This is a genomic window from Enterococcus hirae ATCC 9790, assembly GCF_000271405.2.
Lineage (GTDB): Bacteria > Bacillota > Bacilli > Lactobacillales > Enterococcaceae > Enterococcus_B > Enterococcus_B hirae.
On record NC_018081.1, the window covers coordinates 2096260 to 2120735 of the forward strand.

General features: G+C 37.8%; 20 protein-coding genes. 15 read left to right on the forward strand and 5 right to left on the reverse strand.

The features are described from left to right. Positions 1-16 precede the first annotated feature (16 nt). Positions 17-256: a hypothetical protein gene (locus EHR_RS10030; protein ID WP_010718979.1), complete on the forward strand. Its 240-nt coding sequence runs from the start codon at positions 17-19 to the stop codon at positions 254-256. Positions 257-365: 109 nt separating this feature from the next. Here the strand turns inward: EHR_RS10030 and EHR_RS10035 are convergent, their stop codons facing one another. Then, the gene (locus EHR_RS10035) at positions 366-1925 is read right to left on the reverse strand and encodes a ClC family H(+)/Cl(-) exchange transporter (protein ID WP_010737720.1); all 1560 of its coding nucleotides are present in this window, start codon (positions 1923-1925) and stop codon (positions 366-368) included. 229 nt (positions 1926-2154) lie between these two features. Here EHR_RS10035 and pcrA point away from each other — a divergent pair, with 229 nt between their 5' ends. The 8 genes from pcrA to EHR_RS14620 all read left to right on the forward strand — a co-directional run bounded on the left by pcrA (position 2155) and on the right by EHR_RS14620 (position 12719). Beyond that, complete coding sequence (gene pcrA / locus EHR_RS10040; RefSeq protein WP_010737719.1) at positions 2155-4392, forward strand: DNA helicase PcrA; 2238 nt, start codon at positions 2155-2157, stop codon at positions 4390-4392. Positions 4393-4408: 16 nt separating this feature from the next. Further along, positions 4409-6439 (forward strand): NAD-dependent DNA ligase LigA, encoded by a 2031-nt coding sequence (ligA, locus tag EHR_RS10045; protein ID WP_010737718.1) that lies wholly within the window; start codon positions 4409-4411, stop codon positions 6437-6439. Between the two features lie 108 nt (positions 6440-6547). Next, the gene (gatC, locus tag EHR_RS10050; RefSeq protein ID WP_010718983.1) at positions 6548-6853 is read left to right on the forward strand and encodes an Asp-tRNA(Asn)/Glu-tRNA(Gln) amidotransferase subunit GatC; all 306 of its coding nucleotides are present in this window, start codon (positions 6548-6550) and stop codon (positions 6851-6853) included. Continuing rightward, entirely contained in the window at positions 6853-8325 is a 1473-nt protein-coding gene (gene gatA / locus EHR_RS10055; protein ID WP_010737717.1) for an Asp-tRNA(Asn)/Glu-tRNA(Gln) amidotransferase subunit GatA, read from the forward strand. The genes gatC and gatA overlap by 1 nt, the downstream gene beginning before the upstream one ends. Beyond that, complete coding sequence (gatB, locus tag EHR_RS10060) at positions 8322-9752, forward strand: Asp-tRNA(Asn)/Glu-tRNA(Gln) amidotransferase subunit GatB (protein WP_010737716.1); 1431 nt, start codon at positions 8322-8324, stop codon at positions 9750-9752. Before gatA ends, gatB begins: the two co-directional genes overlap by 4 nt. 9 nt (positions 9753-9761) lie before the next feature. Next, the gene (locus tag EHR_RS10065; RefSeq protein WP_010718986.1) at positions 9762-10802 is read left to right on the forward strand and encodes a diacylglycerol kinase; all 1041 of its coding nucleotides are present in this window, start codon (positions 9762-9764) and stop codon (positions 10800-10802) included. Positions 10803-11133: 331 nt separating this feature from the next. Continuing rightward, a complete protein-coding gene (gene rlmD, locus EHR_RS10070) occupies positions 11134-12507 on the forward strand; it encodes a 23S rRNA (uracil(1939)-C(5))-methyltransferase RlmD (protein WP_010737715.1) in 1374 nt (457 codons plus the stop codon). An 83-nt stretch (positions 12508-12590) separates the two neighbouring features. Further along, positions 12591-12719: a hypothetical protein gene (locus tag EHR_RS14620; protein ID WP_010718988.1), complete on the forward strand. Its 129-nt coding sequence runs from the start codon at positions 12591-12593 to the stop codon at positions 12717-12719. Between the two features lie 68 nt (positions 12720-12787). On the opposite strand, the gene EHR_RS10080 is transcribed toward EHR_RS14620, so the two are convergent. Next, complete coding sequence (locus EHR_RS10080; protein WP_010737714.1) at positions 12788-14257, reverse strand: AcpB/EbpR/MafR family transcriptional regulator; 1470 nt, start codon at positions 14255-14257, stop codon at positions 12788-12790. 204 nt (positions 14258-14461) lie between these two features. Here EHR_RS10080 and EHR_RS14495 point away from each other — a divergent pair, with 204 nt between their 5' ends. The 5 genes from EHR_RS14495 to EHR_RS14510 all read left to right on the forward strand — a co-directional run bounded on the left by EHR_RS14495 (position 14462) and on the right by EHR_RS14510 (position 18537). Further along, entirely contained in the window at positions 14462-15085 is a 624-nt protein-coding gene (locus EHR_RS14495; RefSeq protein WP_014834612.1) for a hypothetical protein, read from the forward strand. Then, a complete protein-coding gene (locus tag EHR_RS10090; protein WP_080593143.1) occupies positions 14998-16875 on the forward strand; it encodes a bacterial Ig-like domain-containing protein in 1878 nt (625 codons plus the stop codon). The genes EHR_RS14495 and EHR_RS10090 overlap by 88 nt, the downstream gene beginning before the upstream one ends. Continuing rightward, a complete protein-coding gene (locus EHR_RS14500; RefSeq protein WP_080593152.1) occupies positions 16872-16928 on the forward strand; it encodes a hypothetical protein in 57 nt (18 codons plus the stop codon). The genes EHR_RS10090 and EHR_RS14500 overlap by 4 nt, the downstream gene beginning before the upstream one ends. Before the next feature lie 75 nt (positions 16929-17003). Next, on the forward strand, positions 17004-17564 hold the full coding sequence (locus tag EHR_RS14505; RefSeq protein WP_014834614.1) for a hypothetical protein: 561 nt from the start codon (positions 17004-17006) through the stop codon (positions 17562-17564). Between the two features lie 40 nt (positions 17565-17604). Beyond that, positions 17605-18537, forward strand: a complete 933-nt coding sequence (locus tag EHR_RS14510; protein WP_014834615.1) for a WD40/YVTN/BNR-like repeat-containing protein — start codon at positions 17605-17607, stop codon at positions 18535-18537. Positions 18538-18895: 358 nt separating this feature from the next. Here EHR_RS14510 and EHR_RS10100 read toward each other — a convergent pair whose 3' ends face one another. Both EHR_RS10100 and EHR_RS10105 read right to left on the reverse strand, forming a co-directional pair. Further along, positions 18896-20683: an ABC transporter ATP-binding protein gene (locus tag EHR_RS10100; protein WP_010737711.1), complete on the reverse strand. Its 1788-nt coding sequence runs from the start codon at positions 20681-20683 to the stop codon at positions 18896-18898. Continuing rightward, the gene (locus EHR_RS10105) at positions 20680-22419 is read right to left on the reverse strand and encodes an ABC transporter ATP-binding protein (protein WP_010737710.1); all 1740 of its coding nucleotides are present in this window, start codon (positions 22417-22419) and stop codon (positions 20680-20682) included. The genes EHR_RS10100 and EHR_RS10105 overlap by 4 nt, the downstream gene beginning before the upstream one ends. A gap of 99 nt (positions 22420-22518) precedes the next feature. Here EHR_RS10105 and EHR_RS10110 point away from each other — a divergent pair, with 99 nt between their 5' ends. Continuing rightward, positions 22519-23310 carry a MerR family transcriptional regulator gene (locus tag EHR_RS10110; protein ID WP_010718996.1) on the forward strand — a complete coding sequence of 264 codons (792 nt, stop codon included), beginning with the start codon at positions 22519-22521 and terminating at the stop codon, positions 23308-23310. A 52-nt stretch (positions 23311-23362) separates the two neighbouring features. Here the strand turns inward: EHR_RS10110 and EHR_RS10115 are convergent, their stop codons facing one another. Next, positions 23363-24394, reverse strand: coding sequence for a LacI family DNA-binding transcriptional regulator (locus EHR_RS10115; protein WP_010737709.1), 1032 nt, complete (start codon positions 24392-24394; stop codon positions 23363-23365). Positions 24395-24476: the final 82 nt, after the last annotated feature.

Consider the following 24476-nt stretch of genomic DNA (forward strand, 5'->3'; position numbering starts at 1 on the left):
AGTTAGAAGGGATAATATGAAGGCAACACTTGACGTAAAAGGATCACTTGGAATTGATGCCGAACTGCCAAATGACCAGCAAGAAAGTGCAGGGGCTCAAAAACCAGGTTATGTGATTAAAACAGAAGTAAAAACGATGAGTACCTTCCCCAAAACAACGGACACAGACAGTTTAATGATTAGTTTCTTAGGAATATTCCTTGTAGGAGTAACAATTACAGTGAAGTATTTTTGGGGAAATAAAGAAAGAGAATAAGATGAAAAGTTTTTTTAAAGATAAAGATACTGGTTGTATTTCCCTATAAAATAAAAATTTGCTCTTACCACTAGCATACTGGCTAATCGTAAGAGCAAATTTTTATTGCCTAAAAGGCTTGTTTCGTCGTTAAAATCGAAGAGCGAGCAACAATCGTTTTCCGTACGCTTGAAAGATGACGTTCATCGGTTAAGATGACTAAAATGTCGCCAACATTCATGATTGTATCCCCATGAGTTAAAATCTCTTTATTTCCTCTAATAATGGAAACGAGTAACATATGTTTTGGCCAATTGAAATCTCTGACCATTCGTCCATCCAATGTACTTTCCGCAGTGATTGGAAAATCAAAGGTTGTTTTGCCGACTAATATTGGTTGTTTTTCTTGTTGAATCAATCGCTCGAGTAAAGATTCGTAAATCGGATTGCCTCCTAATAAATCATTGCTAACGTAAGCGAAGAGTGAAACGACACCTAAAGGCATCAAATGATTCAAAGAACCGACCATCTCCGTTACTAAGATAATTGCAGTCAACGGGGCTTTTCCGATTGCTGTAAAGTAACCTGCCATCGCAATCACGAGAAAGTCTTTGACATAAATCGGATTCATACCAACTAAGTTCACTAAAGCCCCTCCATAAAATGCTCCAATCAGCGCACCTAAAGTTAGGATTGGTAAAAAAATCCCGCCCGGTAAACTGGCGCCATATGAAACCATAGAAAAGAAAAACCGTAAGATAAACAGACCTGCAATCAATGTTAATGGGTAAAAGGCATGTCCTGAAGTGATGATGATCTGGTTTCCGCCCCCTAGGATTGTTGGCCAAAAATAGCCAATCGGCAAAACTAAAAGAAAAGGAACGATTCCGTGAAAGTGTGCAGGAATCGGCAGCTTTCGATAAAATTTTGGTAAGCTAAGCAAAACGATCTGATAAATATACCCTAGCACACCGAGAATAATACCTAGAATAATTAAAAAACCATAATATTTTAACGGTAAAGACGGAATTTTTCCTAGAGACAATACAGGTTTCAAACCGAAAAAATAAAGTGACACAAAATTAGCAGTGATCGCTGATGTAAAGGATGTCAGCCAAACTAATGGAGAGAAAGAATGATGGATTTCTTCTAAAACAAATAATAACCCAGCAATCGGTGCATTAAATGCTGCTGCTAATCCCGCACTCGCTCCGCTAGAGATAAGAATTTTCTTTTCAGCCGAAGAGCTGTTTAATAATTGGCTTGTTCCTTCACCCACCACTGCGCCTAACTGGATTGATGGACCTTCTCGACCTAAGAATAAACCGGAACCAACCGATAACACGCCTCCAATAAATTTTTTCCATAGAACAGAAAACCATGAGACTGTTAATTCTCCTTGTAATTGTCCTTCAACTTGGGGAATGCCGCTTCCTTTAATATCGGGATCGCTTTTGATAAGAAATCCCACAAAAATAGCAATAATAATTGAAGCTGCTAAGATAAATGCTAAATATAAAGGTTCTTGTTGACTATGAAGGTAAACTTGTTCGGTCAATTCACCAAATTTCTCAATCGCCAAGCGAAAAATGCTAACGATACCGCCAGTGAGCAACCCAACTAAGACCCCTTTTAAAATATAATATAGTTGTGTTTTGTCGACATGTTTAAATAATGTTTTTGCTTTCATTGCTAATCCCTCGTTTCAATTTAATTTAGCGTGATTTTTCTTTTTTACAAGAGGAAAAGAAAAGAAATTTTTTTTCATTGCAAATTCATCGCTTTGCAAACAAATTTTCATTTCGCTTGCAGTGATCAGATTGCGGTTATTACTACCCTATTCATAGATAATATATGCTTTAATGAAAGCTGGAGAAATGCTATAATTAAACGGATTGATAAAAGAAAGGATGTTGTAAATGTCATCCAAAAGTGAATTATTGAATGGGATGAATCCTCGACAAAAAGAAGCGGTTCTTCATACCGAGGGACCACTATTATTGATGGCCGGTGCAGGTAGTGGGAAAACGAGGGTCTTGACCCACCGAATTGCTTATTTGATTGAAGAAAAGGAAGTAAATCCGTGGAACATCCTAGCGATTACTTTTACCAATAAAGCCGCTAAAGAGATGAAGGAGCGGGTAAATGCCATTTTAGAATATGGTGGCGAAGATGTTTGGGTATCGACTTTCCATTCCATGTGTGTGCGTATCTTAAGAAGAGATGTCGATTTTATCGGTTACAACCGAAATTTTACTATTATCGATTCTTCTGAACAGTTGTCTTTAATGAAACGTATCTTAAAAGAATTGAATATTGATCCGAAAAAATACGATCCAAGAAGTATACTTGGAACGATTTCGCAAGCAAAAAACAACTTGCAAAACCCTCAGGAGTTTGCCAAGTTGCAAGGAAGCTACTATGAAGAAATTGCAGCTAAGTGTTATGTAGCTTATCAAAAAGAATTACAATATAACCAATGTATGGATTTTGATGACTTGATTATGAATACCATTCGGTTATTTGAAGAGCATCCAGATTCTTTGACTTATTATCAAAATAAATTCCATTACATCCATGTGGATGAATACCAAGACACGAACCATGCACAATATACTTTAGTTAATCTACTCGCCCAAAGATTCCAAAATTTATGTGTTGTGGGGGATGCTGATCAAAGTATTTACGGTTGGCGTGGCGCTGATATGCAAAATATTTTGGATTTTGAAAAAGATTATCCGGATGCCACAGTCATTTTATTAGAGCAAAACTACCGTTCGACTAAAACAATTTTAAGTGCTGCCAACCAAGTGATCGAAAATAATAGCAATCGAAAGCCGAAAAATCTTTGGACAGAAAACCGGGAAGGAAATAAAATCACTTACTACCGTGCAGATAACGAGCGAGATGAAACACGTTTCATCGTGGATCGTATGCAAGAGCAAATTCGTGAAAATCAACGAAATTATGGCGACTTTGCGATTTTGTACCGAACCAATGCTCAGTCTCGTGTGATGGAAGAAACCTTACTAAAAGCGAATATTCCTTATAAAATGGTGGGCGGACATAAGTTCTACGACCGTAAAGAAATTAAGGATATTTTAGCGTATTTGAATGTGATTGCGAATCCTCAAGACTCAATCAGTTTTGAACGGATCGTTAATTCGCCTAAACGCGGGATCGGACCTGGCTCAATCGAGAAATTAAGAAGTTTTGCGACGATCCACCAATGGCCACTCCTTGAAGCGGCGCAAAATGTTGATTTAACTAACATTGGTGGAAAAGCCGGTCAACAATTAGCAGTTTTTGGCGATATGATCAATGACGTCACACAAATGGTTCCCTATCTAACAGTGACCGAACTGACAAAAGAAATCTTAGAACGTAGTGGGTATCTAGAAGACTTAAAAATTCAAAATACTTTAGAATCACAAGCAAGAATCGAAAACTTGGAAGAATTTTTAACCGTTACTCAAGAATTTGATAAACAATTTGAAAAACAAAATGAAGAAAATGCGGATGCACCAGAAGAAAAATTAACTGTATTTTTAAATGACTTGGCCTTAGTTTCTGACATCGATAATTTAGAAGAAGAAACTACCCAAGTGACATTGATGACTTTGCATGCCGCAAAAGGTCTTGAATTTCCAGTCGTCTTTCTGATTGGGTTGGAAGAAGGGGTTTTCCCATTGTCACGAGCCTTGATGGAAGAAAGCGAATTGGAAGAAGAACGAAGACTTGCTTATGTCGGGATCACGAGAGCAGAAGAAGCACTCTACCTGACCAATGCTTTTTCCCGTACCTTATATGGCAGGACGCAATATAATCGACCTTCTCGCTTTGTAGAAGAAATCGATCAAGAATTATTAGAAGTCCAAGGCATGCGGCCAACGCCAAAACAAACGAGTCCTTTTACGAGCAGAACAGCTAAACCAGCCTACAAACAACCAGTAACAACTGTTGTTTCTTCAAAAACAGCAACTGGTGGAGAAAGCAATAGCTGGAAAGCAGGCGATAAAGTCAACCATAAAAAATGGGGGATCGGAACAGTGGTAAGGGTAAATGGTACTGCCAAAGATTTAGAATTGGACGTGGCATTTCCTAGTCAAGGTGTGAAACGGTTGTTAGCAGCATTTGCGCCAATTGAAAAAGTTTAAACAGGGGGGATAAACGATGGAACATGAAATGACAATTGATGAAGCTGCAAAACGAGCAGAAGAACTACGATCTCGGTTAAATCGTTGGTCCAGAGAATATTATGTTGAAGATAAACCAACTGTCGAAGATTATGTTTATGATCAAGAATATGCTGAATTAGTAGCAATTGAAGAGCAATATCCTGATTTAATCACTTCGGATTCACCAACTCAGCGAGTAGGGGGGAAAGTTCTCAGTGGCTTTGAAAAAGTGACTCATGATATTCCGCTTTATAGTTTGAATGACGTATTTAGCAAAGACGAACTCTTTGCCTTTGATCAACGTGTCCAAAAAGCAATTGGTCGCCCTGTTGATTACTGCTGTGAGTTAAAAATTGATGGTTTATCGGTTTCCTTGCGCTATGAAAATGGCGAATTTGTTCGTGGTGCAACAAGAGGAGATGGGACGGTTGGCGAAAATATCACAGAAAATCTAAAAACAGTTCGTTCTGTCCCATTGAAGTTGAAAGATGCTATCAGTATCGAAGTCCGCGGCGAATGTTTTATGCCCAAAAAATCATTTGTGCAATTAAATCAAGCAAGAGAAGCAGAAGGAAAAGATATTTTTGCAAATCCTCGAAATGCAGCTGCAGGATCACTGAGACAACTGGACTCTAAAATTACTGCAAAACGTAATTTGGATACTTTTTTATATACGGTAGCGGATTTTGGACCGATGAAAGCAACAACCCAATATGATGCTTTAGAAGAATTAGAACAGATCGGTTTCCATACGAATCACGAAAAGCGTTTATGTCATTCGATTGATGAAGTTTGGTCATTTATTGAAGAATACCATGAAAAACGAATGGACTTAACCTATGAAATTGATGGAATCGTCATCAAAGTGAATGACTTTTCTTTACAGGACCAATTAGGTTTTACTGTCAAAGCACCTCGTTGGGCAACAGCATATAAATTCCCACCGGAAGAAGTAGAAACGAAGATCGAAGAAATCGAATGGACGGTTGGGCGGACTGGTGTTGTGACACCTACAGCGATTATGACTCCGGTACGAGTGGCTGGCACGACAGTTAGTCGAGCAAGTCTGCATAACGGTGATTACATCAAGTTAAAAGATATAAGGTTAAACGATATTGTTCGTATCTATAAAGCAGGAGATATTATCCCTGAAGTAGCACAAGTCGTGTTGGATCAACGACCTGCTGATAGCGAACCTTATGTTTTACCAACACATTGTCCGATCTGTCATAGTGAATTAGTTCATCTTGATGAAGAGGTTGCTCTTCGTTGTATCAATCCGAAGTGTCCAGCCCAAATCAAAGAAGGATTGAATCATTTTGTTTCACGTAACGCCATGAATATCGATGGCCTAGGACCAAGAGTATTGGCACAGATGTATGATAAACAACTAGTTACAGATGTGGCTGATCTTTACAAGCTAACGGAAGAGGAATTGCTGACGTTAGATAAAATCAAAGAAAAATCAGCCAATAATATATTGACAGCGATCCACGATAGTAAGGATAATTCGGTCGAAAGATTGATATTTGGCTTAGGGATTCGCCACGTCGGCTCCAAGGCAGCGAAGATATTAGCAGAGCATTTTGGCGATCTGGAAACATTAAGTAAAAGTGACTTTGAATCGATCATTGTTTTAGACACGATCGGCGATACGATTGCTGATAGCGTAGTGACTTATTTCAGTAATGAAGAGGTCCATGACTTGATGTCCGAACTAAAACAAGCAGGTGTCAACTTTGAGTATAAAGGGATTCGCTCTTCACAGATCGAAACGATCGACTCGCCTTTTAAAGAAAAAACAGTGGTTTTAACAGGGAAATTGACTCGTTTTACGCGTGAAGAAGCAAAAGAAACCATTGAAAATCTTGGAGGTAAGGTTACTGGCAGTGTGTCTAAGAAAACCGATATCGTGGTTGCAGGTGAAGACGCTGGTAGTAAGCTGACCAAAGCACAAGAACTAGGAATCGACGTATGGTCAGAAGAAAAAATGGCAGAAGCATTAGCTGACAGTCATTTTAATTAAGAAAATCTGATTTTTTTCAGACAAATTTCAAGAAACAATTTCAGATGGGAATCACTTATGTTAAAATAGAGAGCAAAGTTTTTAACTCGTTTAGAAAGAAGGGGTAGTATGGCGATCAGTGAAGAACAAGTAAAACACGTTGCCAAATTAGCAAAACTTGCGTTCGCAGATGAAGAACTTGCAAGTTTTACTGATCAATTAGGGAAAATCATTGATATGGTGGAAATGCTTGAGGAAGTTGATACAGAAGGTGTTCCATTTACATCAAATGTGGTTGAAACAGTGAACGTTATGCGACAAGACCGAGCAAGTGCTGGTTGGGATCGCGATGAATTGTTGAGAAATGTACCAGAAAAAGAAGATGGCTTTATCAAAGTGCCAGCAATTATTGACAATGGGGAGGCTGGCGCATAATGACAAAACTATATGATCTTTCTTTAGAAGAATTGCACGCATTACTGGTTTCTAAAGAAATCACTGCACAAGATTTAACAAGAGCAACCTTTGAGCGAATCAAAGAAACTGAGCCAGAGATTGAAGCTTTTATTACATTGAATGAAGAAAAAGCTCTGGCACAAGCCAAAGCGTTAGATGAAAAAGGAATTGACGAAAATAATGTCTTAGCTGGGATTCCAATTGGGATCAAAGACAATATCGTTATCAAAGATCTGTTGACGACTGCCGCTTCCAAAATTCTTTATAATTTTGATCCTATCTATGATGCTACTGTCATGGACAAAGTGTATCAAGCAGATATGATTCCAGTTGGTAAATTGAACATGGATGAGTTTGCGATGGGAGGAAGTACAGAAACTTCTTACTTTAAGAAAACAAAAAATGCTTGGGACCATTCGAAAGTTCCTGGTGGTTCTTCTGGTGGTTCGGCTGCTGCAGTCGCTGCTGGACAAATCCCAGTTTCCTTAGGTAGTGATACAGGCGGAAGTATTCGCCAACCAGCTTCATTTAATGGAATCGTGGGAATGAAACCTACCTACGGACGTGTGTCACGTTTTGGTTTGATCGCCTTTGCCTCATCACTAGATCAAATCGGGCCAATGACTCGCAACGTGAAAGATAATGCATTAGCTTTAACAGCAATCAGTGGCTATGATGAAAAAGATGGCACATCTTCTGGTGTTTCTGTTCCTAATTTTGCCGAAGGATTAACTGGCGACATCAAGGGGATGAAGATTGCTTTACCAAAAGAATATCTTGGCGAAGGAGTCGCTCCTGGCGTAAAAGAAAACATTTTGAAAGCGGCAGAAACTTTCCGTTCATTAGGCGCAACTGTAGAAGAAGTAAGTTTGCCACATTCAAAATATGGGGTAGCAGTCTACTATATCATTGCCTCATCAGAAGCAAGTTCCAACTTACAACGTTTTGATGGTATCCGTTTCGGTTACCGTTCAGAAAATGTGAAGAACTTAGAAGATGTATATGTGAATTCACGTACTGAAGGTTTTGGTGAAGAAGTCAAACGTCGGATCATGTTGGGAACATTCTCATTAAGTGCTGGATATTATGATGCTTACTTTAAAAAAGCGGGTCAAGTTCGAACATTGATCAAACGTGATTTTGAAAAAGTCTTTGCAGACTACGATCTGATCATCGGCCCATCTTCTCCAACAGTGGCATTTGGTATCGGTGAAAACATCAATGATCCAATCACGATGTACATGAGTGACATCTTAACAATTCCTGTTAACTTAGCTGGTTTACCAGGAATGTCAGTTCCTGCGGGATTATCTGAGGATATGCCGGTTGGTTTACAAATCATTGGTAATTATTTTGATGAAAAAACAATGTACCAAGCAGCCTATGCTTTTGAACAAGCAACACAATTCCATAATCAAAAACCAGCAATTTTAGGAGGGAAAGGCGAATGAACTTTGAAACAATCATTGGGCTTGAAGTCCACGTTGAGTTAAAGACCAACTCAAAAATTTTCTCTCCAGCTCCTGCACATTTTGGAGCTGAACCAAACAGCAATACAAATGTGATCGACTGGGGATATCCTGGTGTTTTACCAGTAATGAATAAAGCAGCATTAGAATTTGGTATGCGAGCAGCACTCGCTTTGAACTGTGAAATTTCTAAAGACACACATTTTGATCGTAAAAATTATTTTTACCCAGATAATCCAAAAGCTTACCAAATCTCACAATTTGATCAACCCATTGGGCATGACGGTTGGATCGAGATCGAAGTTGAAGGTAAGAAAAAGAAAATACGGATCGAACGTGTTCACTTAGAAGAAGATGCTGGTAAGAACATGCATGGTATTGGTGGCTATTCTTACGTTGACTTAAACCGTCAAGGGACACCATTGATCGAGATCGTTTCTGAAGCTGATATGCGTTCACCAGAAGAAGCCTATGCTTATCTAGAAGCATTGCGTTCAATCATCCAATTTACTGAAGTTAGTGATGTGAAAATGGAAGAAGGTTCTATGCGCTGTGATGCCAATATTTCTTTACGACCTTATGGACAGGAAGAATTTGGAACAAAAGCAGAGTTGAAAAACTTAAACTCCCTTTCATTTGTTAAAAAAGGTCTAGCCTTCGAAGAAAAACGTCAAGCAAAAGTCTTACTTTCTGGTGGAGAAATCCAACAAGAGACACGACGTTTTGACGAAACAACTAATAAAACAATTTTGATGCGTGTCAAAGAAGGTTCTAGCGATTATCGTTATTTCCCTGAACCTGATATTCCTAAATTTATGATTGACGATGAATGGATCCAAAAAGTGAAAGCAAGCTTGCCGGAAATGCCTGCTTCTCGTCGTCAACGTTATATCCAAGAATTAGGGTTACCAGAGTATGATGCAATGGTTCTAACTCTATCAAAAGAAATGTCTGACTTCTTTGAAGCGACTTTAGAGAATGGTGCGGATGCAAAACAGGCATCTAACTGGTTAATGGGTGAAGTATCTGCTTACTTGAACAGTGAGAAACTAGAATTAGCTCAAACGAACTTGACTCCTGAAAATCTAGCAGGCATGATTCGTCTGATTGCAGATGGTACGATTAGTTCTAAGATTGCGAAAAAAGTATTCCGAGAATTGATCACAAATGGTGGCGACGCACAAGATGTCGTTGAAAAAAATGGTTGGGTTCAGTTGTCTGATCCAAGCAAACTATTACCAATTATCAACGAAATCTTAGATAATAACCAACAATCAGTAGATGACTTCAAAAACGGAAAAGATCGTGCGGTTGGTTTCTTAGTAGGACAAATCATGAAAGCAACTAAAGGTCAAGCCAATCCAGGTGTCGTTAATAAACTGTTGCAAGAAGAATTAGCAAAACGCTAGGAGTAGATCATGAAAAAAGCTCGTGTTATTTATAATCCAACTTCTGGCAAAGAATTGTTGAAAAAAAATCTAGCGGATATCCTCCAAGCCTTGGAGGATTCTGGCTATGAAGCAAGTGCGTATGCGACAACACCAGAAAAAAATTCTGCCAAAAATGAAGCAAGAAGAGCAGCAGAAAATGGATTTGATCTGGTGGTAGCTGCGGGAGGCGATGGGACAATCAATGAGGTTGTTAACGGTATTGCACCGCTTGAGCATCGTCCTAAAATGGCGATTATCCCAGCAGGTACTACTAACGATTACGCACGTGCGTTAAAGATTCCACGGGATGATATCAAAGCCGCAGCTGAAGTTATCAAGAAGAATCAGACGGTTAAGATGGATATCGGTCAAACGGAAGATAGCTACTTTATCAACATCGCTGCGGGTGGTTATTTAACGGAGTTAACTTATGAAGTTCCTTCAGAACTAAAGAGTATTTTCGGCTATTTGGCATATTTAGCTAAAGGAGCAGAGATGCTGCCTCGAGTGAAACCAATCAAAATGCGCTTGAAATATGATGAAGGAGAATACATCGGGAATGCCTCTATGTTCTTTTTAGGACTCACTAATTCAGTCGGCGGGTTCGAAAAGATTGCTCCTGATGCCAAGCTAGACGATGGTAAATTTTCATTAATTATTGTCAAAACAGCGAATATTTTTGAAATTTTGCATATCGCAGCCTTGATGTTGAATGGTGGGCGCCATGTAGATGATTCTCGAGTGATTTATACGAAAACCAGCAGTTTGTATGTCGAAACAGAAGACGATATCAACCGACCGGTCATGATCAACTTAGACGGCGAATATGGTGGAAATGCACCTATGCACTTCCAAAACCTTCATCAACATATTGAATTTTATGCAAACATCGACCAAATTCCAGATGAAGCAATTACTGGTTCCGAAGAGGAGTTAGAAGAGGTCAGCAAAGAATTTGTCAAAGAAGTTGAGCGTTTGACTGATGAAGACATAGACGGTGACGGCAAGATTGCAGATAAAGAAAAATGACGTAAAGGGTGGGACAAATGATCGTTCCACCCTTTCGTATGATAAAAATTAATTCTTATTTATTGAAGATCATTATGTAACAGTATGTTATTTTTCTTTGTTGAATCTAAAGCAGACGGACGAAAGATTGACAATTGGATCGTAAATGAAGTGAAGGCATCAAGTGAATAAATGGACTTGCCAAAAAAAGGCTCTATGTGCCTAAAAAAATGTCCTGAAGCAACCCGGTACCAAGTCCCTATCCAATAAAACACAAATGATCGTTTTTTGGATATGACCGTAGTACTAAAAGCAAAACTGCTTCAGTTACAAACCTAAATGAGGAGTTATTATGAAAGAGAAACTATCAGTTAAAAAAAATGAACGTTACACATTAGATATTATCGATTTAAGTTATGAAGGTATGGGCGTAGCTAAAATCGATGGCTATCCTTTGTTTATTGAAAATGCATTGCCAGGCGAACGAGTGGAAGTGCTGGTAGTGAAAGTTGGAAATAAATTTGGTTATGGAAAAGTAGAAAAATGGCTAACTGAATCACCAGACCGTCAACCATTAAAGGATAATCGCCTTCTACGGACAGGAATTGCTCCTTTAGCACATTTGAACTATGAGCAACAATTACTTTTTAAACAAAAGCAAGTGGAAAATGTCATGAGCAAGATCGCAAAGATGCCAGAGGTTGACATTTTACCTACCATCCCAATGGAGAATCCTGTTGGCTATCGTAACAAAGCGCAGATTCCAGTGAGAAGAATGGATGGTCGTCTAGCAACTGGTTTTTATAAAAAGAATAGTCATGAACTAGTTGAAATCGAGGATTATTATATTCAAGATCCAGCAATCGATGAAGCTATCAAACGTGTGAGAGATATTTTGCAACGTTTCCAAGTACGTGGTTATAACGAGGCGAAAAATGAAGGACAGATCCGTCATATTATCATCAGAAGAGGTCATTACTCTCATGAAATGATGGTCGTTTTAGTTACACGAAAAGAAAAATTCTTTAAAGGTAAGGAAATTGCGTCTATTATTCATGAAGAATTGCCAGAAGTCGTTTCAGTCATTCAAAATATCAACGAAGAGAAAACAAACGTGATATTAGGCGATAAAGAGAAGGTTCTTTATGGTAGAAGTTATATTGAGGATCAACTATTGGGCAAAACTTACCGTATTTCCTCAAAATCATTCTATCAAGTGAATACTGAACAAACGGAAAAATTGTATCAAACAGCCATTGAATTTGCAGCGTTACAAAAAGAAGATACCGTCATTGATGCTTACTCTGGTATTGGAACGATCGGTTTATCTCTAGCTGATAAAGTTAAAGAGGTCTATGGCATGGAACTTGTTCCGGAAGCGATTGAAGATGCACAATTCAATGCATTAACAAACAAAATTGAAAATGCTCATTACGAAGTAGGTAAGGCAGAAACAGTCATGAAGAAATGGCAAGACAAAGGGGTCAAACCATCTGTGATCGTTGTCGACCCGCCAAGAAAAGGATTAGATGCACGTTTTATTGCGTCAGCCATTGACATGGCACCTGCGAAATTAGTATATATCTCTTGCAATCCAGCAACTTTTGCCAGAGATGCTAAGTTATTTGCTGAGTCAGGCTACGAAGTGAAAAAAGTACAACCAGTCGATTTATTCCCACAAACACATCATGTGGAATTAGTGGCGCTATTAGCACCTAAGGGATAATTCAAACTTAGTGAATCATGTAAAAGAATCAGAAAACTAGAAAATGATAACGTAGCTGACAATCATGAAGAAAGGGGTGCAAGATGGATACAAAGGAAAAAATGCTTGAATTGATCAAAAAGAAACAAGGTGGCGGACGTTCAAAAAAAATGGCCGAGCCTAAAAATGATCGACGGAATATGCGAAAAGGACCAAAAATTTATAATAAATAATTAAAAAGAATCAACACGAAACTAAAAATCGTGTTGATTCTTTTTTTTATTACTTGTTCAGCTAATGATCAATCATTGATTGGATAAGCTAATTTAAAAATGTATTGTTGTAGATCGAGCCATTCCTTTTTTGTAGGAAAATAAGAAAGTAAGAGTACTGGGCAAGGGCAGGTTGTATCTAGAAAATCATAATTGCAAACAACCAATGCAACCTCAGTTTCTAAAACCATCTTATGTGAAATAAATTTATTAGAGACAAAAAGAGGAACCACATTTTGTGGAAGCAATTGGCATACGAATCGAGTCAAATAGTCTTCTAATCCGGGTTCTCCTTGGAATGAAAATAAAATCGTCTGTTTTTTTTGGGTAGAGGAAGAGGTTAAATTGGCATAATGAATAATACTTAACGTTAAGGCGATATCTTGATAGTGGGTAACAGAAAAAGGTAATACATGTGTATACTTTTTTAAATAGTTCTGCCATTCTTTAAAAAGTTTTTTGACTTTCATAGGTACGCTGGTATGAAGTTCTAAAGTGATTCGCTCAAAATGAGAAGAGATTTTTGTCAGCAGACGCAGGTTGCTGAGATATCCTTTTAACTTTAGCAGGTCGACATTTGTGATAGTTGTAGAATTCTGTAATGGTCGTAAAAATGGTTCATACTGTTCTAAGGTTGGAATATCTTCTGGATAGCACAGATTCAAAGTTTTGTTAGCTGGGTAGTAAGAAACACAATGTAAGCGTATGAGGTAAGACCAAACAATTTCCTCCTCGGCTACTTGGGTAATACCAAATCTACTTTTAAAATACTTTTTAAAAACCGATTTAAACTGAATGAAACTTGTTCTTGCCTTAATTTCTTTACATAAGGGCGGTTCGAGATGAATCATTTGTTTATTTAATAAGCGCTGTTTTAAAATATTCATCCATAAGTTGATGCGAAAATAATTTGTTGCGATTTGCGTTGTCGCTTCTTGGAGTTCTTCGTATGTATTGTTGATTGTTTGATAAGAATGATTGGTCGTAAATGTTTGTCTAAAACCATGGTAAAACTCAAATAAAAAGTAACGGATATCTGCTTCATTTCCTAATAAATCTAATTGTTTAGTCGATAAAGTAAGGCGATAAAATTTTAATTCTTTGTTAATATGGCGAATGGTCTTTCTCAAAACTGAATGCGAGAGATGAAACTGTTCGGTGGCAGTTTGGAATGAATGAATACGACCTCGGTAGATTTCGTCAATCAATTTATAAACAATTGTATCTTTAGCAATCTCCATGACAATGGAATCAATCGTTTTGAATGTAGACACCATCAATCGGTAACCGATCTTTTTATAATATTTGATGGTCATTCCCTTGGGAAGTAATTGTTGTAAAGAATCAATATCCGCGCGAAGTGTCGGTGCTGTTGTTTCAAGTTCTTTCACTAGTTTTTCAGTTGAAGAAATCGAATCACATTTATGTAAATAGTAAAGAATTCTTATCTGCCGCTGTAATTGCTTGTTATTTAATAATCTGAAAAATAGGTTATTCATTCTTATTCCTTCCCGACTTTAATTAAAAGCCGCGTAATTTATTTAGTGAAATCTTTTTTATTTTAACTTGAATAAACGATGAGCTCAATTTTTTTACTAATATTTTTTTTGAAAGAAAAAAATAGAAAACTTTTCCTTCAAGTAATCGTTGATTATATAAATAGCTTTTATTTTAAAAACATGGTGAATTTAGGGGGAAAATCAATGAACAAGAAAAAGTTAGTCAAATGTTCGTTAGCGATTTGGTTGGCGACACAATCTCTGCTTCATCCGTTTTCTTATTCTTATGCCGAAGAATGGAGTAAACCAGACGAAGAGCAAGTACAAACAGCAACTAGTTTAAACGAACCAGGAGGTAAAAACGATCTGGTCGAAAATCCATTAGAAACAATGATCCAGGAACCTGATGAAAATCAGCCAGAGTTAGAAGAGTCAATGACAGAAGTTCCGCAAGAAGAACTGGTAGAGGAATCAGAGAGCCTTGATCAACCAACTGAAAGTCAATCAGCTGTTGACTTAGATCAGGATCAATTGACGGAAAACACAGAACAAGAGGAGACGCTTCTCAACACTGCCACACCTACAGAAGAATCCACCGATATTGCCAGTGGTGTTTTCGGAACTTGTTCTTGGCGAATCGATGCAGAAGGTACATTATATATTGGAGGAGGCACATTGGGAGAAACACCGGTTACGTTTTTTCCTCCTTGGTTCAACAGCTATCGATTTAAAATAAAAAAATGGTATTCACTGGACCAACGATTGCTCCTAAAGAAACTCATCGCTTATTTTATGGATATAGTAATCTTTTGTCCATTGAGAATTTAGCTTATTTAGACGTAAGTCAAGTAACGGATATGACTTCCTTTTTTTCTGACTGTCGTGTACTAAATGGCGTTGATTTGTCAGGATGGGATACGTCAAATGTCACGAATATGTCTAATATGTTTTTTGAAGCATTTGACCAAACAGAGAATCTCATTCATCTTGATCTTTCAAGTTTCGATACAAGTAATGTAGTTGATATGAGTGGCATGTTCAGTCGATGTACCAAAGTACAATCAATCGATCTTTCTAGTTTTGATACGAGTAATGTTGTCAACATGAACAGAATGTTTTTTGCTTGTAATGAATTAATTACCTTAGATATCGCTCACTTTGATACATCAAATGTGGTTTATATGTCACGTTTATTCGCTGAATGTAAGAAGTTGCGCTATGTGGATGTCTCAAATTTCGATACATCAAGTGCGATTGATCTTTCAGTGATGTTTCGTTTGAATTATGAATTAGAGAGTGTGGACGTTTCTAATTTTGACACCAGTCTAGTCCAAGCAATGAGATACATGTTTGCTAATTGTGAGTTACTAGAGACGATCGATGTGTCTAATTTCAATACAGAGTCTGTGAATTATCTGACATATATGTTCTTAAATTGTTCGAAAGTAAAAAAATTAGATCTTTCTTATTTTCAGTTTGAGGATCCCGTAGAAATGGCAGAAATGCTGGCTGGAACAACGAGCCTCAATGAATTGACTCTTGGTAAAGGCTATCGTTTTGTAGATTCAGCCAATCTTCCTGCTATTCCAGTAGAAGATGGAAACACTGGTTATTGGCAAAACGTTGGTTCTGGAACGGTTACGAACCCTGCTGGGGAATACGTGCTAACTTCAGAAGAATTGATGACGAACTATACAGGAGCGATGGCAGATACGTATGTTTGGCAGAAAGAGCCAAACTATGAATCAATTTTAGCCAAAGATTCGACGCTTTACCTTGGTGAAACCTGGGATCCACAGGATAATTTTATTTCAGCAACAGATAAGGAAGGAAATCCCATTCCATTTGATATGAGTATGGTCAGTGGAACAGTGGATACCTCAGTAGTAGGAGTGACACCGATTACTTATACTAATGGTAGCGCTGCTCAAGTCATTCATGTAACAGTAAAAGAAAACCAGGAGAGCATTCAGGCCAAAGACTCAGTTATTTATGTGGGTGATCAATGGGATCCACAAGCTAATTTTGTTTCAGCTACTGATGAAGATGGGATGCCTCTAGCGTTCACTCCAAAAAAGGTGGAAGGTTCGGTGGATAGCCAAAAAACGGGCGATTATTTTGTGACGTATACCAACGGAATAGCAAGTAAGACGATCAAAGTAACGGTCAAAGAGAACAAAGAAACACTCGTAGTTAAAGGTTCCACACTCTATGTAGGAGACAATTGGAATCCACAAGACAATTTTATTTCAGCCAATGATAAAGAAGGAAATCCCCTAACATTTGACCAGAAAATGGTTTCTGGTAAGGTGGATACGACAAAAGTTGGCGTTTATCCAGTGACCTATCAAAACGGTCATCAAAAGAAAACTGTTGAAATCCATGTGCTAGCTGAACCAACTAAAGAAAAACCAGATGCGGATACGAACCAATCGGGGGATAAAAAGCCAGTACCAGCAACGCCAAATGAGACAACGAATAACAACGATCAGAGAGATAAAAAAGACGAAAAAAATGAAAAAAATGAAAAAAATAAAAAGATGAAAAAGACGAACAAGAAGAACAAGAAGACAAAAAACTACCTACTACAGGTTATCAAAAATCAAGTCTTTCTATGATTGGCATGGCTTGCTTCTTACTTGGATTATACTTTGTTTACAAAAAAAGATAAACGTTAAATAAAGCGTAAATCAACTAGTCAATCTCCTCGTTTTACGTCATAATGTAAAAAAAGGAGATTGGCAAGATGGATAAAGAATTATTGATTATTGAATTGATGTCAGCAAAAGCAAAGATGTTGTCTATCATCAATCAACGAACGAAAAAAATGACATGGAAAATTGGGATGTATTTAATCGCTAACCTGTTGTTCTTTGGCGGATGGGGAAACATCTACCATCATTTAAAGCAGAATCATCCACATTCATTTAAAATGGAGCGAATCACTAGTTTGTACCATTTTTCAAGTTATGTTGACCTTGCGATAGGACTATTCTTGTTTTTACTCGTTGCTGTGCTATGGTTCAAAAAGAGGAACATCTCTCGGCATTATGATCAATGGCTGGAAAAACAAGTGGCGAATATGTTACATATTTCAGTTGGCTCTCAGGACGAAAATTATCTCTACTTGAGTGATCATAACAAAAAGGAGTTTACACTTGCGAAAAAGAGGCGTTATTTTCTGCTGCAAACGATGGAGGGTGTCTCACTTTTTCTAGGAGAACAACTTACTTGGTATGGCAGTAATCGATACTATGTTTTTATGCAAGTAAATGAACCGATAGACCGAAAAACAAAAAAGAATTGAGCCTTTTTACTCTCATTTAGCAATTGGAGTTGGAACACTCTTGTTGATTGGCGGGGGTGTTTATCAATTCATTAATGCAGGACCAGTAGCAACGAATGTACACTCTATGATGCAAAGCGAAGAAAAAGTAAGAAAAATGCCAACTTCGACTAATCAGGACGGTTTATTGAAACCTGTTCAAACATCCGTCAATTTGACCACTGAGCAAACGAATGACGTAAAAATAGACCCAGAAACACAAGCCTTGTATTTGACGACGAATCAAGGAAAAGACTGGCATTTCGTTCCAATTGCTGTGGACTGGTTGCGTTTTGGTGACTATACTTTGACTTCGGGTATTGTTGCAAAAGGGGAATGGATGGACAAAACATTTGATGTTTCTCCTACTTTTTCTTGGTTTATCTATTCACCTGATCAAAAAAACGTTTACCTATTATCATCAGCTGATAATGGGAAGACGTGGCAAAAAAGTCAGATTACAGATCAAGGCGGACAGGTTCGTTATCGTAAAGCAAACTTTTTCACAAACGATCAAGGCGTCATGGTATTTTCATCCTCTACAGGAATGTCTGCGGAAAGTCTAAAAATTTATACGACCAACGATAAAGGGCAAAGCTGGCAAAAAAGCGGCAGTACCATCGTAAATCAACCGATTCAAAATGTTAGTTTTGTGACGAAGACATTGGGTTTCCTTTCTACAAGAGAAAACATCTATTATACGAATGATGGGGGACTAACATTCAAAGAATCCTTGGTAGCTATCCCGGGTGAGTATCAATTGGGAGGGATCGATTTGTTCCAGTCACCAAATGAAGTGGTACAAGTAAGTGCCAATAAATTGGAAACCAAGTTTTACCTCCTAAAAAATGGATCGATCGATGCAGGGAAAATGTTTGCTTGTCTTTTTTATTCGACTGATGGTGGAGAAACATGGCAATTCGAACAACAATTATCGCAAGTAGAGAATCGCTAAAAAAGTTTAGATGAATTTCAACACCAAAAAGAAAATGGCGTAAGGAGAGACATTGACAATTTATGTAAGTGAAAGTTCTCTATGTAACGATTGAATTTGTGAATAAGAGAGATTGAAAGAATAGACCCATAAAAAAGAGCCTTGGAAAAAAGTCCAGGCTCTTTTTTATGGGGTTTAAAATAGGTAAAAAGTGTTCAAAATTACTTAGGTCAAAGCGTACTTTTCACAACCTCTTGATATAAACGGTGTTCAAAGTGCTGACCCTCGGTAATAAGTCTAAAAATCTCAAAACATGAGGAGCTGTTTCGAGATTTTCTTCCTTATTACTCAGGTCAAGGCGCACTTTTCACAACCTCTTTTATGTGATTTGAAATTGGCTATTATATAAACTAGCATAAAGTGTTGGTTTGCTTAATAGTGACTGATGAGTTCCTTGTTCAATAATATTTCCATTTTCCATCACTAAAATCAAGTCGGCATTTTCAATCGTAGATAACCGATGGGCGATAATAAAGCTGGTTCGGTTTTCTGTGACAGCATTCATTGCTTTTTGGATCATTGCTTCGGTGCGGGTATCCACGCTGGAGGTTGCTTCATCTAAAATAACTACGGAAGGATTCGCCAGCAATACCCGAGCAATGGTCAGTAGCTGTTGTTGTCCTTGTGACAACGAACCATTTTCACTTGAAATAATCGTATCATATCCTTCAGGTAACGTACGGATGAAATGATCACATTGGGCAATTTTGGCAGCCGCAATGATTTCGTCTCTGGAAGCTTGCTGTTTCCCATAAGCAATATTATCTGCCACTGTGCCTTCAAAGAGCCACGTATTTTGCAAAACCATCCCAAAGTGTTTACGTAACTCACTACGAGAGAATTTCGTGATATCGATTCCGTCGAATTCGATTCTTCCATGGTTTAGCTCGTAAAATCGCATGAGTAAATTGACTAATGTCGTTTTTCCTGCCCCAGTTGGTCCCACGATTGCAATTGTTTGTTTTGGTTTAGCCGAAAAGTTGACATTTTCCATCAAGATCTTATCTGGACTATAACCAAATCGAACATCTTTGAACCTGATTGAACCAGCAGGCTGGTCAAGTGATGTTGTATTTTCGTGATCAGAACGCTCATTTTGTTCATCCATAATCTCAAAAATACGATCAATCGCCGCCATAGCAGATTGTAACGAATTGATGACATAAGAAGCGGTCGAGATCGGCTCAGAGATTTGATTGATGTACTGCAGATAAGCTTGTAACAATCCTAGTGTGAGTCCACCAGATATTACTAAGATCCCACCTAAGACAGCACTTAAAATGAACGCTGATTGATTGATCAAGCGAATCGCTGGATAGATGGCAAAGTTCATGAATTGCGCTTTTTTAAATGCTTGGTACTGTGAATGATTTACTTGACGGATCGACTCGATCGCTTGATCTTGTTGATTGAATGTTTTGATGACCAAGTTACCTGCAAGATATTCTTCCACTTTATTATTTAATGAACCTAGTTCTGTTTGATTGTCATCAGAAATCTTTTTGTTTTTATTCGCAAAGAGTTGAGTGACCCATGAACTACCAACGATCAATAAAAGAATCAGTAACGTCAATTTGCTGTCAATATAAAACAGCATCAAAATTGAAAATAAAATCGTTACGATGGAAGTGAAAAATTGATTGATCCCTGTTAGCAAGACTTGTGCTAGTTGATTCAAACCAGTCGTTGTTCGGCTGATGATATCTCCTACCTGATGCTGATCAAAGAAGGCCATTGGTAATGTTTTGAATTTCTTGGTCATTTCTTTTCTAACATTAAGTGTGATTTTTTCACTCAATGAAGCCATTGCGTATTCTTGAATGAAAGAAGTAATACTACTTAAAAAAGAAAAAACGAGTAATAAAACAACAGGGAACAAAAGGGCATCCTTGACATCATGAAATGTCATTTCAGCAATCCCGATCGTACGGATTCGACTTAAAAGCTGATCGATACCAACGCCCATGATCATCGGCATTGCAACGACCATCAGGTTACCGATTAAACTACATAATAGTAAGCCATAAAATGTTTTGTGATCAGATTGGATCATTTTCCAAAAGCGGATCAAACTATGTTTATTCATTTTTACATCAGTTGTTTTCATATATTCCCTTCTTTCAAAATCCCTTGTGATTTAGCAAATTCCTGATAAGAAAGACAAGTAGCAAGGAGTGTTTCGTGAGTTCCTTGTCCCACGATTCGGCCATTGTCTAAAACGATGATGTGATCAGCGTTCATGATTGTACTCAATCTTTGAGCCACAATGATCAATGTCTTATCAGCCATTTCTTCATGGAGGGCTGTTCTTAGTTTTGCATCCGTCTTGTAGTCCAAAGCAGAAAAGCTATCGTCGAAAACATAGATATCTGCTGGTTTGATGAGCGCTCGTGCAATACACATCCGTTGTTTTTGTCCGCCAGAATAATTATCTCCGCCTTGTGCAACAAAACTAGCTAATTTTTTGGGCAATTTATCCAAAACTTCCTCTAATTGTGAAATACGTATAGCTGAGGTCAATTCTTCTTCTGTTGCATGCTCATTACCCATTTGCAGGTTTGATAAAATTGTTCCACTAAACAGAAACGCTTTTTGCGGAACATAGCTGATTTTTGAGCGAATCATTTCTTGTGTTAATTGTTGAAGTGGTTTCCCCCCTAATGTAATCTGTCCACTGGTCACATCATTCAAACGAAGAAGCAATTTGGCAATTGTACTTTTACCAGAACCAGTTCCGCCAACGATGGCAGTTGTTTTGCCTTTAGGTACCTTAAAATGGATATCTTCCAATACAGGTTCCGAATCTTTGGTATAACTGAAAGAAACGTGTTCAAAAGATAACACATGCTCATCATCCATATTCAGCGAAGCTGTTGATGGATTTTCCGGATCAATGATCTCAATAGGTTGATTCAACACTTCTTCGATCCGCCGAAGAGAGGACATCGATTTTGGAACGACGACTAACACCATAGCTGCAGTCATTAGATAAGCCAACGTGAGCATCGAATATTCGACGATGGCAGTAACAGTCCCGATCTGTAGTGTACCTTCACTGACCAACGAACCACCAAACCAAAGAATGGCGCTGTATACGATCCCCATTAATAAAAATGCAATCGGAGTGACCCAAGCAAATACGCGATTGACTCGGATCATCTGTGTGGCATACTTCTCAAATGTTTGATTGGTGCGCTTCTCCTCATAGTCTTGATTGTTGAAGGCTCGAATCATATTCACACCTGTAAAAAATTCCCTTAAAGTCACTGTGATACGATCCATTTTTGGTTGAATACTGAGAGATAGAGGGGTTCCTTTTTTCATTAAAATGTAAATAACGACAGCATAAATAAACACAGAAATCAATGTAATCAACGTCAATGTCATGGAATATTGAAGCATCATGACAATTGTAAACACCGCAATGATTGGTGCAGGTAAGATCATTTGACAAAAGAGTACAATCATTTGTTGGATATTATCTACATCATTAGTCATTCGAGTCAGGAGTGAGGCACTTCCAAATTCATCTGCATCTTTCATCGATAATTGTTGGAACTTATCAAAATAGGTTTCCCTTGTTTGGTAGCCAAATTTTGCAGACACTAGTGCAGAAAAATAGCTAGAAGCAATCGCTGAAAAAGTACCTAGCAAGGCTACGAATACCATTTGTAGACCAATGGTATAAATTTTACTGTTTTGACCAGTAACTATCCCTTCATCAATTAATGTTGCCACTAATTTAGGGACACCAAGTGTACCCATGATTTGTAAACAGACGAATAAAAAAGTCATGCCTACGATTTTTTTATTCTTCCATAGGAATTGTTTAAGTAATGTCATTTTGTTTCCTCCTTTTACTAGACAATAATGAATTTTACACCTTAAAGTTACTTGAAGGTCAATAGAAGAAGCGGTAAAATTAACAAGAGGTGAGCGGAAATGCCAAAACTTTACACAATCGGAGAAGTCTCGGAACTACTAAATGTACCAAAGTCAACGATTCGTTTTTGGGATGAGCAAGGGTTAATCCATTCTCTACGCCATGAAGAAAACGGGTATCGGATGTTTAATATTGATGATATTTTTCAGATCTATGACATCAATTTCTATCGAAAATTAGATGTTCCAATCAAACAGATGAAAAATTTATATGGAAAAACGATCGAAGAACATTATGCAACGATTGCAGAAACAGAGCAGCGGATTAAGCAAGAAAAAATAAGTCTGCAAAAAAAACATGAAGAAATCTTGGCTCGAAAAGAACAATTAAAACTTATGATTGACAATCGAGGCATTACCAAAGAAACAATTCCTTTTGCGGCAATCGTCATAGTGGATTCCGACGACATTTTAGATTCGAAAGCCTATCTTGAAAACTATGCCAGCTTCGGTGGGTATTTTGATTTTTCGCTGAGCGATGAAATGATTTATGGCTTCTGTACAGACCAAACATCAGCCACAATTCCACTGTCTAAAATTGTTTGGTACAATCAGCCTGGTAAAACTTATCATCGATTTTTATTACAAGTGGAAGTCAATCATACCGAAAAGAACAATATCGAAGAAGTAAGATTAACATTAGCTCAACGAGGGTATCAAACAGGAAATGTGATTGGACAGTATCTGCTAACGAAGCAAACGGAAGAAGGAGTCTATCATGAATATTATTTAGGATGGATCGAAAGCCAAAAAGTAGAAGCTGATTTAACAAATGAGGATAAGCAAAAGTAGACGAAGAAGGAGCGGGAAAGGATAGTTATCTCGCTCTTCTTCGTCTATTTGGTTAGGATTTATCAGGGTTAAAACTTTCTCTAATGATTAGTCGTGTAGGATAAGTGACAATGATCGGTTCCTCTCTCAAACCATCGATTCGCTCCACCGCTAATCGAACAGCAGACTGACCAATGACTTTTGCATTGATCGCTACACTTGTTAAACTAGGAGATAAATCAGCAATCGCCTCGATGTTATCGAAGCTAACTAGAACGATCTCTTCTCCAATTTTTCGATTGTCTTTTTGTAATGCTCGATAAACACCTAATGCTAAAGGATCGCTGCCGATCAAAATGGCCGTCGGTAAATCATGTTTTTGTTTTTCGAGAAGTTTGGTCGCTAACTGCTCTCCGGATTCCTCTGTCCATTCTCCTAAATAATAATTGATCTGTTTGGTCAAATGATGGTCTTGCATGAAATGGCGGTAGGCTCTGAGCCTTTTTTCATTCTCAGTTGTTGATTTCCGACCAGCTTCGTTAATATCGATTTGATAACCACCAATATAAGCGATGTTGGTGTGCCCATTGTCTAAAAAAAGTTCTAAAACAGATTTAGTCATTCGTTCGAGATCCCCATAGACCATATCCACTTCTTGTTGGATATCTGGATTATCTACTACAACTAATTGTCGGTTCTGTTTCAATAAATCGGCGATTGCACCTTTATCGATCGTACCGACTACGATTATAGCACCTAATTGATCCAAATCTTTCCACTCGGTCGGGTTATCCGACATATTATAAATTCGATTCATGCCGATATGGAGTCGGCTGGCTTCTTCTTCTAGACCTGCTCGTAATTCTCGATAATAAATATCTTTTTCTTCGCTGGCTTTACTGATTGCTGAAATGACACCGATGGAAGGACGGCGTTTTTTAATATATTTTCGCTTGTTGATATCATAATTTAATGTGGCAGCTGCAGTGAAAATCCGTTGACGAGTAGCAGCAGAGACACTGATCGTTTTGTCTTCATTCAAAACTCTTGAGACCGTAGCAGGTGAAACATTGGCTTTTCTTGCGACATCTCTAATTCCAACCATAAAATGGCACCCCTTACAAAAAATAAAAATTTTTATTGACATATTTGTTTAGTAAACAGTATACAGGAAATGTAACAAAAGT

Bases quoted from the DNA above. Each gene is read 5' to 3' on its own strand.
- EHR_RS10030 (WP_010718979.1), top strand. From the start codon at position 17: ATGAAGGCAACACTTGACGTAAAAGGATCACTTGGAATTGATGCCGAA.
- EHR_RS10035 (WP_010737720.1), bottom strand. From the start codon at position 1,925: ATGAAAGCAAAAACATTATTTAAACATGTCGACAAAACACAACTATAT.
- pcrA (WP_010737719.1), top strand. From the start codon at position 2,155: ATGTCATCCAAAAGTGAATTATTGAATGGGATGAATCCTCGACAAAAA.
- ligA (WP_010737718.1), top strand. From the start codon at position 4,409: ATGGAACATGAAATGACAATTGATGAAGCTGCAAAACGAGCAGAAGAA.
- gatC (WP_010718983.1), top strand. From the start codon at position 6,548: ATGGCGATCAGTGAAGAACAAGTAAAACACGTTGCCAAATTAGCAAAA.
- gatA (WP_010737717.1), top strand. From the start codon at position 6,853: ATGACAAAACTATATGATCTTTCTTTAGAAGAATTGCACGCATTACTG.
- gatB (WP_010737716.1), top strand. From the start codon at position 8,322: ATGAACTTTGAAACAATCATTGGGCTTGAAGTCCACGTTGAGTTAAAG.
- EHR_RS10065 (WP_010718986.1), top strand. From the start codon at position 9,762: ATGAAAAAAGCTCGTGTTATTTATAATCCAACTTCTGGCAAAGAATTG.
- rlmD (WP_010737715.1), top strand. From the start codon at position 11,134: ATGAAAGAGAAACTATCAGTTAAAAAAAATGAACGTTACACATTAGAT.
- EHR_RS14620 (WP_010718988.1), top strand. From the start codon at position 12,591: ATGGATACAAAGGAAAAAATGCTTGAATTGATCAAAAAGAAACAAGGT.
- EHR_RS10080 (WP_010737714.1), bottom strand. From the start codon at position 14,257: ATGAATAACCTATTTTTCAGATTATTAAATAACAAGCAATTACAGCGG.
- EHR_RS14495 (WP_014834612.1), top strand. From the start codon at position 14,462: ATGAACAAGAAAAAGTTAGTCAAATGTTCGTTAGCGATTTGGTTGGCG.
- EHR_RS10090 (WP_080593143.1), top strand. From the start codon at position 14,998: ATGGTATTCACTGGACCAACGATTGCTCCTAAAGAAACTCATCGCTTA.
- EHR_RS14505 (WP_014834614.1), top strand. From the start codon at position 17,004: ATGGATAAAGAATTATTGATTATTGAATTGATGTCAGCAAAAGCAAAG.
- EHR_RS10100 (WP_010737711.1), bottom strand. From the start codon at position 20,683: ATGAAAACAACTGATGTAAAAATGAATAAACATAGTTTGATCCGCTTT.
- EHR_RS10105 (WP_010737710.1), bottom strand. From the start codon at position 22,419: ATGACATTACTTAAACAATTCCTATGGAAGAATAAAAAAATCGTAGGC.
- EHR_RS10110 (WP_010718996.1), top strand. From the start codon at position 22,519: ATGCCAAAACTTTACACAATCGGAGAAGTCTCGGAACTACTAAATGTA.
- EHR_RS10115 (WP_010737709.1), bottom strand. From the start codon at position 24,394: ATGGTTGGAATTAGAGATGTCGCAAGAAAAGCCAATGTTTCACCTGCT.